This window comes from Dictyobacter formicarum (assembly GCF_016587435.1).
Window position 1 is genome coordinate 83,269 of record NZ_BNJJ01000018.1, and the last position, 15,833, is coordinate 99,101.

General features: G+C 49.0%; 11 protein-coding genes and 1 pseudogene. 2 read left to right on the plus strand and 10 right to left on the minus strand.

Annotation, left to right across the window (positions count from 1 at the left end; genetic code table 11):
• Nucleotides 1–2 precede the first annotated feature (2 nt).
• The 10 genes and pseudogenes from JMI88_RS27560 to JMI88_RS27605 form a co-directional block, all read right to left on the minus strand.
• Nucleotides 3–2,885, minus strand: coding sequence for a phage tail sheath C-terminal domain-containing protein (locus JMI88_RS27560; protein WP_201365170.1), 2,883 nt, complete (start codon nucleotides 2,883–2,885; stop codon nucleotides 3–5).
• Nucleotides 2,886–2,892: 7 nt separating this feature from the next.
• The gene (locus tag JMI88_RS27565; protein WP_201365171.1) at nucleotides 2,893–3,348 is read right to left on the minus strand and encodes a phage tail protein; all 456 of its coding nucleotides are present in this window, start codon (nucleotides 3,346–3,348) and stop codon (nucleotides 2,893–2,895) included.
• Nucleotides 3,349–3,390: 42 nt separating this feature from the next.
• Entirely contained in the window at nucleotides 3,391–5,334 is a 1,944-nt protein-coding gene (locus JMI88_RS27570) for a phage tail sheath subtilisin-like domain-containing protein (RefSeq protein ID WP_201365172.1), read from the minus strand.
• A 146-nt stretch (nucleotides 5,335–5,480) separates the two neighbouring features.
• Nucleotides 5,481–6,374: a hypothetical protein gene (locus tag JMI88_RS27575; RefSeq protein ID WP_201365173.1), complete on the minus strand. Its 894-nt coding sequence runs from the start codon at nucleotides 6,372–6,374 to the stop codon at nucleotides 5,481–5,483.
• Entirely contained in the window at nucleotides 6,374–6,964 is a 591-nt protein-coding gene (locus JMI88_RS27580; RefSeq protein ID WP_201365174.1) for a Pvc16 family protein, read from the minus strand. Before JMI88_RS27580 ends, JMI88_RS27575 begins: the two co-directional genes overlap by 1 nt.
• A 294-nt stretch (nucleotides 6,965–7,258) precedes the next feature.
• A complete protein-coding gene (locus JMI88_RS27585) occupies nucleotides 7,259–8,995 on the minus strand; it encodes an eCIS core domain-containing protein (protein ID WP_201365175.1) in 1,737 nt (578 codons plus the stop codon).
• Between the two features lie 419 nt (nucleotides 8,996–9,414).
• Nucleotides 9,415–11,097: an eCIS core domain-containing protein gene (locus JMI88_RS27590; protein ID WP_201365176.1), complete on the minus strand. Its 1,683-nt coding sequence runs from the start codon at nucleotides 11,095–11,097 to the stop codon at nucleotides 9,415–9,417.
• 158 nt (nucleotides 11,098–11,255) lie between these two features.
• Nucleotides 11,256–12,434, minus strand: coding sequence for an AfsR/SARP family transcriptional regulator (locus tag JMI88_RS27595; RefSeq protein ID WP_201365177.1), 1,179 nt, complete (start codon nucleotides 12,432–12,434; stop codon nucleotides 11,256–11,258).
• A gap of 404 nt (nucleotides 12,435–12,838) precedes the next feature.
• Nucleotides 12,839–13,342 (minus strand): annotated as a pseudogene (locus tag JMI88_RS27600) (IS6 family transposase); the annotation flags it as partial.
• 55 nt (nucleotides 13,343–13,397) lie between these two features.
• On the minus strand, nucleotides 13,398–14,183 hold the full coding sequence (locus tag JMI88_RS27605) for an IS6 family transposase (RefSeq protein WP_201365178.1): 786 nt from the start codon (nucleotides 14,181–14,183) through the stop codon (nucleotides 13,398–13,400).
• Between the two features lie 287 nt (nucleotides 14,184–14,470).
• Here JMI88_RS27605 and JMI88_RS27610 point away from each other — a divergent pair, with 287 nt between their 5' ends.
• Both JMI88_RS27610 and JMI88_RS27615 read left to right on the plus strand, forming a co-directional pair.
• Nucleotides 14,471–14,680, plus strand: coding sequence for a helix-turn-helix domain-containing protein (locus JMI88_RS27610; RefSeq protein WP_201365179.1), 210 nt, complete (start codon nucleotides 14,471–14,473; stop codon nucleotides 14,678–14,680).
• A gap of 250 nt (nucleotides 14,681–14,930) precedes the next feature.
• Nucleotides 14,931–15,824, plus strand: a complete 894-nt coding sequence (locus JMI88_RS27615) for a BRO family protein (protein WP_201365180.1) — start codon at nucleotides 14,931–14,933, stop codon at nucleotides 15,822–15,824.
• The last annotated feature ends 9 nt before the right edge of the window (nucleotides 15,825–15,833 follow it).

A 15,833-nucleotide genomic window follows, 5' to 3' on the forward strand; every position in this document is an offset into this window, starting at 1 on the left:
TATTACCTCTCTACGGTTTCCAGCAGGTCTTCTCCGGCACGTAAAAGGACAATGGTAATAAACTCGATTGGTTGAGTCGGGGCGACCTTCAGAGCAATTAAGAAGCGTCCGTTATAAATATCATTGATCGTGTTTACTTCGCTGCCTGTCACCACCTCGAAGGCGTTCAGGGCTCCTTGCTCCAATAACAACGTTAAGGTGCGCTCAAAGCTAGCCTGAACACGTTGACGAAATCGCTCGTCGTTTGTTTCAAAAACATATTGCATGCCACGTTGCAGAGCCAATTTCCGCAAGAAAATCATCAGACGGCGCACTGATATTTGTAAGAGCTGGCTATCAGTGCTGAGAGTATGTGCGCTGAGCACAGCGAATTGCCCGGGTTGCTGGCGCAGAAGGTTGATCTGTGCATTGAACAGGTCAGCCCAATCTGCTGTACTCAGCGTAGGCGTAAGTCCGACCGCTCCTAGCAATGGCACATTGGCTGGAGCGATCCACGGACCTCGCAGCAATTCACGGGTGGCAATCATGCCGCAAACCGCTCCGTCTGGTGGGTAAGCGCGCAGTGAGGCCAGCTCTGGAGTAACCTCTTCACGAGCCTGTATCCAGGGATGATAGACCGCGGCATAACTTAGCAACGCGTCCTCCATTACACCTGATTGCTCAGTGATAAATTTTCGTTGCCATTCTAGCGCTTCACGCCGCTTGAAGTGTTGTGGGAGACTTAGAACTGCCAGTACCTCAGCGCGAGCTGCACAGAAATTGACTAGTGCTCGCTGTACTTGCAACTGGTCTTGTAACAGATTTTGCTGCTCGTATTGCTCTATGGTCTGTAATACCGGGAGGTTATTGAGCTGTTGGCGCGGCTCTGGCAGTTCGTCCTCTGCTGGCAATAATCGTATGGGTAAAGGATCATCGCATGTGCTACCCATCAATGGATTGATGTTTCTTAAGGCATCGCACGTCTGAAAACGTGAATGGTCGGTTTGATCTGCAAGCACTGATTGCACGGGCTTATCTTCACCTGCCCCCCAGCCTCTATGGACGAGATCGGGCAGGGCAATGAACCCAATCTCGTCAATGGATAGCAGGCTATGTAGTTTTTGCAGTGGTTGGATAGCAGGATCAGAGTTCAGGTAAAGGAGCTGATTGGCTACATTAAACAGGTCACGTGCACTGACATTTGCTAACCTCGTGTCAAGAAACAGCTTTGTCGGGTCAAATTGCACTAACCCATCCTTACTTGCCAGCGAATAGGATGCAGCGCTGTTCTTCTCTTCGTGTAGCGGTGAGGCAAATTCTGCAAGGTTCAACGTCTCGTCCATACTTAGTGGAAAGTACAGTGGGGCAGTACTACCATCGATGAGAGGAGCTCCCAGCCGCGATGAACGACTGGTATCTAACCCGGGGATGCGCTGCGGTGAGGCGTCGGTTTGCAATGTGCCGGGCATAGTCTGTGGAACACAGGTGTCGATCCAGTAGTTTGCTCCCGGACCAAAGCGCAGCGACTGCCAGGTCTCCTCAGTTACCAATCCTTCCTGTATGACCAGATCAAAGCTGAGTAAATCTATCTGCATCAACGTTCCGTAGGTAGTTGATGCCGGGTTCTGCATTTCCCACAGTGCAGTTCGACTAATCGCTTGCAACGTTGCAATTTCGTCTGGTGAATCATCATGTTGAGCTTGTGTCAGACCTGTATCGCAGATAGGAAAGAGTAATTTTCTCTCCTTATAGGTCACACGCAAGATATCATTGATGTCCACTAGCTCCGATGTTGGCAGGTGCAATGTATATTCCTGATCAGGATACAGAGGAGCGATCAGGTGATGAACTGATAACGTTATGGGTTGCCAGCCTGTCTCTGTCAGGCGCTCAACTCCATTAGGGATCAATTGCCAATAGGGCGATCTGCTTATCACACGCAGCTTCTTCGTACCCTGGCTGACAGACTCTTCTTCTACAACTCCTACGGGAAATCGCAAGGTATCATCAATGATGAGCACATCGCCAACCATGATAGCTGTAGCTTCTGGCAGTTCGATTTGTAAACGGTAGCCTCCTTCAAACTGAGAAGCTTGCTCAAAAGAGGCCTGTGAGTACGACAGCACAATTGGCTGGTAGCTTGCGGGCTGTGACGATTTCGCATTGTCCTGCTGTAGTACCTCTATCTTCTGAGGTGCAGTTGGAAGACTGCCGGTAGTGCGTGTAAAAGCCAGTTGCATGTCAGCTTTAGATTGGACCGTTACAGGGAGTGCCTGCATGCCAGCCGTAGCATTACTTGTATTTTTTAGAGCATCCACTGAGCAGAACATGACAGGCTTGTCCGGACCGTCAAATTGCAGGCGTAGCACGTCACCTATGCGTATAGAGGAGCGAAAGGGCACAATAAGGTCAAACTCTACACCATCATTTGAGGCTGTAAACTTCGGCGATATGCTAGCAAGAGGGGTGTCGCGCAACTGCGTTCCGATACGCATGGCGTTTGACCAGCGCCCGACCCAGGCTGCCGGTGCGATTACCGTCTTGAGCGTCTGCTGATCCCAGGCTAGCAAGCCCGGCAGACGGAAGCGATTAGAACGTGCCCCTTCTCCAGCAACACGCACGACATAACAACGCCGCCCACCATTGTCAAAAAACGCCTGTACTGCCGTTGGCAGGTGAGCATAGATAGGCTGGCTATTTTTCTGCTGACGGGCTAACAGCAGGTCTCCACCAAATACCGCGTGGTACTGGCTCATGTCCTCCACTGCTACGGGTTGATCGAGTGGTCCCCGCTCGGCGAAACCGACAAAGGCGGCGACATCAAGTCGTAGCGAATTTGCTTGGGAGGTCGGAAGTGCTGCGTCGCAGACAATACCGGGCAAGCGTCCTTGAAAGGTCAGTGTCATACTTCACCTACTCGATTGCCAGGTCTTCACAAGAGAGGACGAGCTCTTCAATAGCAACATCGGTCCCTGTTTTGGCATTGAACGATGGTCCGGTGTACTTAATAGGCCGAGCATTAATGAGTCGCCAGGTCATGACGGTGTTGAGTCCCGCTTCGTCGCGTAGTTGAATAGTAACATTTCTCCGCGCTGCCTGACTCCCTGTACGTACCTGATCGAGCCACTGGAACAGGTCCAGTGCTCCTATCAGTCCACGCCTGAGCGTAATATCTCCTACTTTGTAGATGCTATCGATTTTGCGCACACGGTTGACTGCTTCGTTGCCGTTGCGATACTCCGAGGTGGTCACATCAATCGTGAGACCTGTCACTTCCTGAAAACCGGCGCGCACACTCGTGGAATCGCCATTGCCCAGATCAACCAGGAAATTGAAGCTTCCATAGGGGTTTGCTCGTTCAACGCTCATCTCATCTACTCCTTTTGCTTAGTTATCGCGGATATTGTGCCGTTACGCGCTTGGATTCGCTGTCCATTGCCCGATACGGAAGATAACGAACTCAGCCGGGCGCACCGGAGCAACGCCGATCAAGCATACCAGGCGTCCATTGTCCAGGTCATTCTGCGTCATGGTTGAAAGGTCGCAGCGAACGAAATAAGCCTCTTCCGGTTTAGTACCCATCAGATTGCCAGCTTGCCATTCGTTCAGCAAGAAATCTTCGATTGTACGCCGAACATTACTCCACAATTGCTGGTTGTTGTTCTCGAAGATAACCCATTGTGTGCCGCGATCAATAGAGTGCTCAAGATAGGCAAAGTAGCGCCGTACGTTGACATATTTCCATTCCGGATCATCGCTAATCGTGCGGGCTCCCCATACAAGGTAGCCTCGACCTGGGAAGAAACGCAGACAATTGATGCCAACAGGATTGAGTACTTCCTGCTGAGCCTGGTTGAGGCGCTGTTCAAAATCGATCGCGCTCATGACTACCTCATTGGCCGGAGCTTTGGAAACGGAGCGATTCGTGTCGTTGCGAGCGTAGATACCTGCTATAAAGCCGCTGGGAGGAAGATTCAAACGACCGGTTGCTGTCGGAATAGTGACCCAGGGATAGTAGAGTGCTGCGTAATTGGAAGAACGTTGGTTGCGGAAGTCGAGTGCTCCTGAAACAGTCAGTCCTGGTGGAGTATCGAGGATGGCGATACGATAGCGCATTTTCTCGCAGTGGTTGATGAGTGCATTATGCGCGGCCAACGCTTCATCTTGAGCAAGCGTACTATATCCTGGAGCAGCCACAATAGAGATATCCTCAATGCCCTCAAAGGCCAACAAGCCATTCTTCCAACGTTGAAGAGGATCATCCACAAAATCACGGCGCATCTGCTCATCCGGATTTCCTGCATAGGTAGCTCCTGTGGGAAGGAGATCATCACTACCGCTAGCCAGTGTATACGAGATTTGTAGATCAGTTACGCTGACGGTATTGTTAAGTAACTTGCTAATGATGCCATCACCAAATAAGTTGGATGCAATTGTCTGTGCAATATTGGAGGTGACTTCGAGCGCGAAAGGGGTAGTCAAGAATTGCGAGCGCGTTGAGGGGAGGCGTGTAAAAGTTGTTGTAAGTGCGCTCGCACTGCGTGGATCAAAGCTGAAGCTGCCAAACGATGATGGAGGTGCAAATCCCTGTTCGTTGGGACGTGCAACATCCACTGTCACTGTGACGAGGCGTATCTGCACCTTAGGGTCTGCATTTGACAGAAACGTTTGCAGGTCCGTGGCTGTTCCATTCGTATCGATGAGCATCCAATCGTTGCTTACGGCATCCCAGTGTGCGAGGTAGAGTCCATTCGTATCACCTACGTTGAGCCAGGTCCCTGCCGTAGTACCGGGTTTTCGTACATGAACCAGGTCATAGTCCTGTATCCGCGTAAGCGTAGAGCCGCTGCCCGTAGATTTTTTTGCCAGAATAGATGGGCTGACCTGGAGCGTAAAAGTAATGCGCATATTGCCAGCCGTGCCAGGAAAGCGTGAAATGATCTGTGTAGCTGTTGGATGCGTGAGTGCATTCTCGGTTGAGGCATACCCTGTTGAGTTCGCTGGCACGTCTATTTTGTCGGCTCCTGTCACAGTCGCATAGCCATTTTGACCGAAATTAGCAATCCGGCTGACATACAGGCGTTTTCCACCTTCGTCGAAGAAGGCGCGTGCCGCATAGGCCATATAATTGGTCTGTCTCGTTACAGTCGTTCCATCGGTGAAGACAAGATCTCCTAGTCCCCCGTAAATGCGCTCAAAATCGGCGAAGCTGGTGAGTAGTTCGGGGTCACCAATAATTGGGCCATAGCGTGTCGGACCAACGAAGCCAGCTGTGCTAGTGCTGACTCCTTCGATGGACTTTGAGCGAAAGCTTGTTTCTTCAAGATAGACACCGGGTGCCAGGTACTCAGGCATCGCATCATCTCCTCTTCCAAAAATAAGGCGCAATAGAATATTGGAGCGCCCACGGTACAACAAAAATGATAATGTAGGGGCTCTTACTGCCACTTTTCGTACTTCCTCAGGCTCGAACATACATATGCTAGAGGAAAAATGTGTTCCTATTGAGTGGCTGGATCGATAAACAATTGCGGCTGGAGAGGATCAGTCTTGAGAATCAGATCTTCTCCAAACTTCATAGTGCGCGTAATGGTAGAGCTGGGCGGGTTTGCTCCGTCATAGATATTGGCACTTCCTTGCTTTATAATCGACAAAAGATCGGGCGGTTCTAGCTGTGATACAGGCGTCTGCTTGTCAGGCTCACAATAGATATTGATGGTGACAGGCCATGATAGTGGCTCCGTGGTATTCTGTGAAGCGCCAACAGAGGGTGGCAGGGCACCGCTGTAGGAAACAAACAGCGTAAACATTCCTCGCGCATCAGCCACTCCAGCAAACGTGTGCGTTCCCAGTGTCACGGTTATCAGCGCCCACTTGCCCGACTGCTGTGTGTTGTGTAGCACCAACTCTCCACGCACAATGCCCAGTGCTGCCGATGGTGTACGGGCGGGATTGGAAAACAGCGGTATCACCATGAGTTGTGGCCTGGGAAGAGATACCAGGATCACTTGCGGTAGAAATCGCCCTGACTGATCTTCTACGGAAATAATGAGATTGCTGCCTGTTGCCGGGTCAGCATAAGTTTGTAACAAGCTACGAAGCTGCTCTATGTTACCTACATCTGGTATAGCCAATCCCTGAGAGGTGGACGGTGGCTCGGCAGGAACTGATCCCTGACCTGTATCGATGTTCTGTATTAATCTCGATAGCGTATGGAAGCTATAAATACCCGACAATGGCGAAGAAGATGCCATTTGCCTGGGATTATCTGTGCCGGAACGCCTTGCTGTAACTACTAAGCCATCGTTCACGCTTACACCATGCACGGTATCCAGAAAGCGCAGACCTAAAGCACTGCCTCCCGACACAGTATTGAGCGGCAAAAGATATTGCATTACTGCTCCTTTAACCTATCAAAGACTAGTTCTCGTATTTGCACAGGAGGATTCTCATACAAAGGCGTTTCTGAAGCGATGCGTAGAATTCGTGCAGTGTAAGGTATAGAGATCTGGTATTTGCTGGGCAGCACATTCCAGATGCGGAACATCTCCTCATTTGAAAGTTGCCCGGAGACGATTTCCACCGTCTCATCTGCGTCGAATACGTCAGGCATAGCCATGTTTAGCAGACCAGATGGCAGAATTGGATAATCTTCCATTGTGCGCAGCATCCAGCCAAGGATGACCTGTTCGAGAGATGATTGTTTGGCCCAGGGAATCAGTAGAAAGTGAAGTTCAAGCGGCAATTGCGAGCGCCGTGGATATCCTTGCGGCCCTGGTTTTGCCGGTGGTGTGCGTTGAATGTTACTCACTGTAACGCGATAGAGAAATAATGAGATGCCTACATCCATTGGTTGGTCGAAATCAGCAGTGCGATAAACTGCGAATTGCAGATGGCTCTCATCTGGTGGATTACGTTGCCATAATTGCTGGAGTAACTGTGCAATAGCCTCACAAGTTGCTCCTATTGCCCGGTAGGTTGCCATTCGAGTGTCTCTACTCTCTTCTCGGCATACGCTTCTCATCCATTACATGGCATAGCTTAACATGTATTGCTTGCATTTTTCTTGCATTTTTCTTGCATTTTTCTTTTTGGATGACCTTCTAGCAGAGCCCGAAGCACGACGTACGCCCGCCCATACCAATACCATCTTCTGCGGCAATAGAGCGGGAACTGCTCAAAGAGATAGCCACCCGCTGGTTCCTGACGGGAAGATAGATCCTGATCCTCCATACTACTATTGAAGAAGGCTTTTCGGGCTCAAACAGTGGAACGTAGGCTATTTGCTTAATGTTAAATAATAAAGCACTTCTCTTGAGTTTAGACTTGCTAGTACTGACTCACCTTGCTGTATTAGTTTTTGTATGCCCTCTCCTGCTTCTATGGATTGTATGCGCTTTTTTAGATTACTCAGCGCATCTGTAAGGCTTTTGGTAGCCTCCTTCACAAGAATATAGGCGTTATTTTCCAATCCGGCATTGATATCCTCAAGGGCTTTGATTATCTCATCAGTTACAAATGCAAGAGGATCACCTGGCTCCTGAAGCGTTTTTACGACTTGTCCGGGATGCAGAGGTTCTGCTCGCACGAGATATACCGGCTTATTGTCCTCTTCTATTAGCTCTAGCAAAATAAACCGTGACGGGACGAGTGCCGCTTCTCCCGGATCTTTACTTAATACAGATTCTTTATCTGGTGACGATAGTACAATCATTCCATAGGATGTAGAAACTGCTATCTTTACAACAATTTCTCTCGGGGAGGGATTCCAGTTCTTCACAAAGTCCGCGTTGATATTCACAGAAAAAGGTAGGATCTCTTCGAGGATTTCTTCACCCGGTTTCGCCTGTTCTATCTCTTTTTTCTTTTGCGCACTAACCAGAACCTTTCTATAGAAGAACAGTTTCTTTGGAGATTCTTCCTCTTTTTCTTGCTTCAATTGTGCTACAACAGCATAAAATTCCAGTACATTTTTCTTTAATTCAACTCTTTTTTCTCCTTCGCTCAATATTTTACCTTCAACGCTTTTTTTGCCCGTGAATTCTCCTGTGAAAATGTTTCCTACTTTACTGACCCTGTTAATCTTTTCTAGAAATGTGAGATGCTTTGTTGCTAGTGAGCCTGCGACTTCTCTTGATCCTTCCTCTTTTGGCATTTCTTCCGCACGAAAAATCTCAGCAAGTTTATTTGCCTTGTTCAGCTCTTGATCTTGTTCTAAAATACCTTGCTGCTCTAGATTTTTCTTCTCCTCATTTATCTCCTCTTCCTTGCTGATCTTTAGCGCTTCTGGTGGCTGAGTGGGTACCCCTAAATCTGTCAGTATTCGTGTTTTGATCTGCTCAAAATTTTGCACATCCTCGTTCTCATACTTCGTAATGAGGGCAGCTACGCTCCCTAATTTCCTGTTTTTTGTGAACAGTGCTAGCGCGGCGCTGTTGATGCTCTGCTCCACTGCGTTTTTCAGTTGTATCTGTTGAGACGGATTCAGTTTGAATGTTTGCCCCGAATAGACATTGGTTGGGTGAAACATTCCCTGTATGACTGGGGAAACAAGATGTTTTAAGGAACTTTGTTGAGGTGGGTTGATTTCTAGCTGCTGTTCTCTGTACACCCTCAAAGAAGCGGGTAATCCACTCTGCTCATGAGCAGTGCCCCGAAGTGGAACATAATCTGCTTGCCGGGTTTGGGTTCTCATGCTCCCTGCTTCTGCGCCCATCGCGTCGGCTTCCCTTTCCAAGCCCTGATCGTTATTAATCGCCACGTCCCCTGTCTGTACCGTGGGCGGGACTCTTCCCTGCTTCTGCTGCACCACGTGCCAGGCTTCATGAGCCAGGTGCTGTTCCTGCCCTGGTCCCACGTGGATATCTGTCCCCTGCGTGTAAGCCAATGCTTGCACCTGAGCAGGCTTGGGGGAATCGTAGTGAACCTGTACATCATCCATCGATATCCCGGAAAGATGCTCAACTCTCGTCTTGAGGTCATCTGGCAATCCGGTGCTATTTTCTCTGCGTTGCATAGGTCTGGCATCCCTCTTTACGCCTTCCTCCCTTTCCTGTGCTTGCATTGAGGGAGACAAACGTAGCCACGGAGGAGGGCGATTGCCCCAGACCTGGGCATAGAAAGGGATATGTGTGGGATTATTGGCACGTAGGGGAGGCTGCTTTATCCTGGTTGCTCGCTTTGGAGAATTCATTTGTGTCCGGTCAGCCTGTGTTTGCCTGATATCCCTTGCTTCATACATTGGTAGAGTCCTTTCGCTAGAGAGGCTCAAGTTCTTGCAGGAGGAACATGCCATCTTAAGTATACGAGAGAATTACACTTTTCCTTTGTATTTCGTTCTTTCACACTATTGCCTGTTTTTTATGAATTCTGATGATTTGGCAAGAGGTGCATTGTATGCTTCATAGAGGTCAACGAAATCAGCATAACGTCAGTTTACTGGCCAATAAGTTTCAGTAAAAGCTTTTGAAATTCTTCATTACCTCTTTCAGACGCTATTTCTGAGGCTGCGAAGACTTCTGCTCGTACATCATAATCATTCCAATCGTTAAATTGATCCATTAAGTTGATAAATTCCTGCTCGGCCTCTTTTATTTGACTTGGAGTATTAGCAGTAGTATAGCGCTTCAAGAGGTATGTTTGCTGAACGGTGGAAAGTAGGCTAATGGATGGAGTATGACTACTTCCTACGAATACAAAGTCTTCTGGACTTACAATTTGGTAGCTTATGCTACTCAGTAACGAGATTAATTGGATTTTTGAGAGGATTTTGCCCAAAGCGTCCGTAATCACTTTCACCGATGACGTTTGAAAATCATTTAATGTATCATCGGCAAAAAATAACGTTATACGTGTTTGTTGAGGGTCGAAGAAATTGCCACCGACCTTCTTTACCTGTTTTATATAGTCAGTTATGTTATCACTCACTGTTGTTGATAATGTTCTTGACTCGGCGTGAGATAGATAGGACAGACCTGTTTGCTGGTTGTATATGGCTAAAGCAGCACATGTGCGTATTCTCGTCGTGTAGGCAAGTCCTTTCCCAATGTAGTAAAAAACCTGGTCAGGCGCGTAACCACTCTTGTTAGGTTCATCCTGCTCTACCAAAGTTCCTTTTTCTTTTAGCTCTGACTCCTGCACATTCAAATTAATCACATCGCTCTTCCTTCCCTTTGTCAAGTATGCTGGTGCGTCTAACTCTAAGGAAAGCGCATAGAGTCTACCCTGAAGACTCGCTCCACCTGAAGGGATAACCACTGCGCCCTTGGTGATTACTACTTTCGCTCTATCTGAAAATTGCCCTCTCAGAGAGGGCGATATGATGAACTCTGTTTGTGTACTGTTTTCAATAACCACTTCTCGTGCTTGATTAACAACTCCCCTGGGGAAATCTATACGCGTAATGTTTCCCTGATTGTTTACATCGAAAAATACGTAGCTACCTACAGGGAAACGGTTTGGCAAGGTCATTGGTATCGTGTAGATATTTGCAGTTTGCTCATCACGGATGTATTTGGTACTGAGAAACACTGACCCGAGCTTTCGTTGGATCGTAATCCCGTTGTTTTGAGGTACGTGTGCTGTTTCAGCATTGAGAGCCAGGGGATTAGGCAAATCGCCCTGGAAATTCCTTGTCTCAGCAGCTTTCATCCCCATCGCGTCGGCTTCCCTTTCCAAGCCCTGATCGTTATTAATCGCCACGTCCCCTGTCTGTACTGTGGGCGGGACTCTTCCCTGCTTCTGCTGTACTACGTGCCAGGCTTCATGAGCCAGGTGCTGTTCCTGTCCTGGACCCACGTGGATATCTGTTCCCTGCGTGTAGGCCAACGCTTGCACCTGAGCAGGCTTGGGGGAGTCGTAGTGCACTTTTACATCATCCATCGGCACACCTGAGAGGTTTTCAATTCCTGCTTTCAGTATATCTGGTAAGCCGGTATTATTACCCCTGTCAGGCAGACGAAGTGATGGAGAAGCCTGATTTTCATAAGCCAGCTTTGCCCAGAGAGGGATGCGGGTAGGAGAACCTTCATTATATGATCTCAAGGGAGAGGCTTTTTTCTTTGTTCGACCTATTAGTTCAGTATTTGCCTTCTCCTGATCATCATGAGCATGCTCCATATGCGCTATCCTTTCGAGATTTCCCTATTATCTGTACAAAAGATATGCTGAACAAAAGGTTGTAACCTTTGTTCTCTGGCAAGTAGGCATCTCTTCATATGCTGACAAGTTGTCCCCTCAAGTATAGGGCAAAGCACTTCATATTTCCTGCACGCCTGCTACATTTTTTCTTCATCCTGCACAAGAGTGTCATTGGCGAGCAACGTGTGAAACAAGCATGTTGTTTCTGGCAATGGCTGCACTGTCAATTCCTCGTGCAGTATACGCTTGCAGCGTTGATACTGTTGCAGCGCTTCGCTGCGACGTCCCTGGCATGCATAGATCTGCATGAGCTGTCGATGAGCCGCCTCGTTGCAAGGATTCTCCTTGAGAACCGCTGTAGCCCATTTTGTGGCATCGTCGTAGCACTGCTGCGCAAGATAGTGCTCTGTCAATGTCTGGCACATCGTGAAATATACACGACTTAACTGCTCTCGCTGCAAAGAAGACCAGTCCTCGTACACATCTTCCATCAAGAAAGGTCGATTGTAAAGCAGGCAAGCCTGCTCATAGCAGGTAACTTGCTCTTTGCCCCCTTGCTTTCCCGTCTGATAGAGCTGAAGGAACTCATCGACATCGGTGCAGATCGTCGTTGCCGGATTAAGCGCGTAACTACGCTGTTTATAGACAACGTATCCATTTCCTGGCTGCCGGACCTGTCCTTGATGAAGTGCACGACGCAGAGCGCTTATCGCAGAATGCAGCTTCCTCTGCGCGACTTCCGGTTCGTCCTCAGGCCATAAGAGCGTTTGCAGCGTATCCGAGCTTGCTCTATATCCCGATTGGGCTATTAAATAGCGCAAAATACGCCGCCCGCTGTAGCTGGAGCAGAGGGGAAGCACGTTATCTTGCTGCCTGACTTCAAAAGGACCCAGGCAAGTGATAAATAATGGGGGAAGACCTGTGCTATCATCGGTAACGCGTGACCCTGCCGATGCAGAGGCAGATACCGAGTGTTTCTGGATCTTTGTCGCAGACTGGTCCTGCTCATTTATGGAAAGAGACAGAGGGAAAGCGTCAATGCCGTTTAACAGCTTTGACGCTATCGTTGTAAAGTTCGCAACTTTTTCTCGCAACGCTGTATGTACCCTCGTAAAATGTTCGCTCGCTTCCTGAAGTGCATGCAGAGCATACAAGTAGTTTGTGCACTCTTGTTGGAGGGCAGTGAACTCCGTTGCAAAATGCCCTTGATCGGAAGATAATTGCTCACACGCCAGGGCGAGCAAGGTTACTCCCCCGGTAAGATTACCCTGCTGGATATACCCTGAACCTCGTATGAGCAGACTCTCAAGAGACATTTCCCCAGACTGCCTGCTATCTGTGGTTACTCTGCCAGATGGATCTGCTAAATGTATAGCTTTGGAATAGGGATTTTGAGAATTGGTGAAAATACTCGTTCCTATGGGAACATTATCATGGCAACGCCCATCATGATCAGAACATTGCATACTCATCACTCCTAATACGAATCCTTCTGCTGTATATGTTCTGCTACATCCTGAATTTTGCGCATTAACTATCACAAGTTAATTGCTGCTTCAATATATACGCGCTGCCATCCAGTTTTCTCAGCATCGCATTGACCTTGGAGTGAAGGCTAGCTCGGAACTGTCTATTTTAGAGGAGATGAGACAGGTTGTGTCAGAACTGAGAGCACAGAAACGCATGAGGTTTGTTAAATGCCTTGTGTTATCAGTTCTTGCTAGGCAGTTACCTGCATCAACGTCTTCAAGGCAGTGAGTCGCTGGAGGAACACTCGCCGCTGTTCGGGGAGTGAAATCGGTTCTCCCATCGTGCTGCGGAGACGAAAATAGTTCCGCAACTCGTCAAATGCACAACAGAAACGCGCGGCTGACGTAAAGGTTCCAAAGCCATGCATGGGATAATACCGTTGTTTGATGGCACGATGATCTTGTTCCAGTCGATTATTCAGATATTTGTTTGTCCGATGTTGGACAAGACCGTTCATCGTCTCACGTATTGCTCGCGGGTACGAGGTATGGCCGTCCGTCGTGACCTGATCGGGAGCATGACCCACCACAACAACTGCTTGCTTGAAAAATCGCTTGGCTGCCTCCATGTCCCTTTTGTCGCTCAACCGAGAATCAACCAGATTGCCATCCCCATCGATGGCTCGATAGAGATAGCACCACTTTCCATGGACCTTTACATAGGTTTCATCGACAAACCAGGATTTTCCGGTTGTGTTGCAAGAAATGAGAAGAAACAAGATGAGCGTGGTATACCTCTCCTTGTTCAGCTTAGGCAACAACTCCAAAGAGTCTGGCGACCAGTGTGGCCTGCCCTTGTACATCTCCTTTGTTCACTCCTTGTACCTGCCCCTTCCTCAGCATGTTCATCACCTCGAAGCCTTGTACGGTTCGCCAGGCTGTTTCGAAGGAGAAAAAGCCCATCCCTGGCTTGGTCAAGCGTTTGATGAACCGATGATCTTGTTCGATGAGATTGTTGAGATATTTGACCTGCCTCAATTCTACGTGCTGAGGCAGCACTTCAGTGGCTTTGAGCTCAGCAATGGCTTTGGGATACGCCGCGTTCTTGTCGACATTGATCACGCGAGGAGGTGACGTGATGATTGTGGTGTCAGTCGGAGTCGTGGGTGGAGCCACCTGCTCTGCAACCGGACACGCTTGAGAAACTGATCGAGCAGTCGATGCGAGCACTTTGACGAAAAAGCGCTTGGCGGACTCGGCATCCCGCATTGGACTCAAGAGAAACTCTCGGGTATTGCCATCTGAATCCACGGCACGGTAGAGATACATCCACACGTTCCTAACCTTGATGTACGTCTCATCGACTTTCCACGAGTCATTGCACGCTTTCAGATGCGGTCGGCAACGCTTCTCCAGTTCAGGCTCGTAGCGTTGAACCCAGCGATAGATCGTGGTGTGATCGACGTGCAGGCCCCGTTCGAGCATCATCTCCTCCAGGTCGCGGTAGCTCAACGCATACCGCAGGTACCAGCGAACGCAGAGCAGAATGATGTCGGCCTGGAAATGACGCCATTTGAACGAATTCTGCTCGATCATGATGAAGAACTCCTCTACTCTGCTCCAAATAAGGAAGAGTTTATCATCACACCTTCATTCTTGCAACACAACCGTTTTACTTCCCTCTTCCGAGCATGCCTTCCTGTTCTGAGGAGCTTTCGTCTCCTCACTCAGCGATTAGCTCTTCTACAGTCTCGTTGCGCAATTCGTGGGATAAGAAGGCATATATCTCTATTTCGTTAATCTGCTAATATGATAAACAACGATTTGACGAATTCATGCAAACCTGCTATACTGAACCCATGATTTTTTGAGGAGGAGCCACTATGGTCAAACTTCGCGTGAGAGAGCTTGCTGAGAAGCAAGGATTGAATCAACGCCAATTAGCGGAGAGGAGCGGAGTTACCGCTCAACTGATCAATCGGTATTGGAATTACCAGATGCAGCGGGTGGAGCTTGACGCTTTAGCCAAGCTTGCCAAAACGTTGGGGTGCAAGTTGGGGGACTTATTTGAAGAACAGGAAGAGGTTGCATAGCCTAGGGGTAACGGCGCATTCCGACCAAAGAGCGCAGACCGTTACCCCAGACCTTTCAGTCAGATTATACCTGTGAAGCAAGCCAGGGCACAAGAGGAGCAAGAAGAAAGAAGAAGGCTGAAGAGGTCTGTGTGTATTTTAGACAAGCTGTTTCAGGCCATGTTGCTCTTGAGCAACATTCCCAGATCGTGTTCTCTCCGCAACCCGTAACAGATTGTTACGGGTTGCCATGAAGGATGGAGGTTCTCCTATGGCTGATGGAAATCTTCCACAATCATTGTCCCCATTTCATCCAGACGTTCGACGTCTCTGGCATCGAGGGGAATGGTATTATGCTATTGTGGATATCATCGCGTTTCTCACCGAGTCGAAAGATCCAGGAGCGTATTGGCGCAATACCAAGAAGCGCTTAGCCGATGACGAAGGGGCTCAGCAGACGCTCGATCAACTCGTGCAACTCAAGCTCAAGGCGCAAGATGGACGTTTTCGTCTGACGGATACGGCCAATCGTCAGTCCATCCTACGCCTGATGCAAAGTATTCCTAGCCCGCGTGCAGAGCCGTTGCGTCTGTGGTTAGCCCAGGTAGGTGAGGAACGTTTTGAGGAAATTGAACATCCTGAGCAAGCGCTCGAACGCGTGAAGCTGACCTATCGAGCCAAGGGTTATGACGACACTTGGATTGAGGAACGAATTAAAAACGATCTGCTTCGCAATGAACTCACGGACGAGTGGAAGGCTCGCGGGGCTCACGAAGGCGTTGAGTTTGCGGTGCTCACCAACGAGATCCACCAGGGCACATTTGCGATCTCCGTCCAAGCCCACAAAAAATATAAACTGCTGCCCATCAAGACGAATCTGCGCGACCACATGACCCCGCTCGAACTCGCCTTAACCTCTCTGAGCGAAGCAACCGCAATCACCCTCCATCAGGACCGAGAGAGCCAGGGATTTCCCGAACTGAGGCGAGACGCTCGCGATGCCGGCGAAGCAGGTGGAGAAGCCCGTCAAGTCATCGAGAAGCGGATCGGAAAACCCGTGCTCAGTTCGCACAATTTCCTTGAGAAGGCTCGACAAAGGCAACGTCACGTTGAGCCACCGCAGCAGCCATCACTCTTTGACGAGCCATCCAATGACCACTCATAGCTTTTCCAT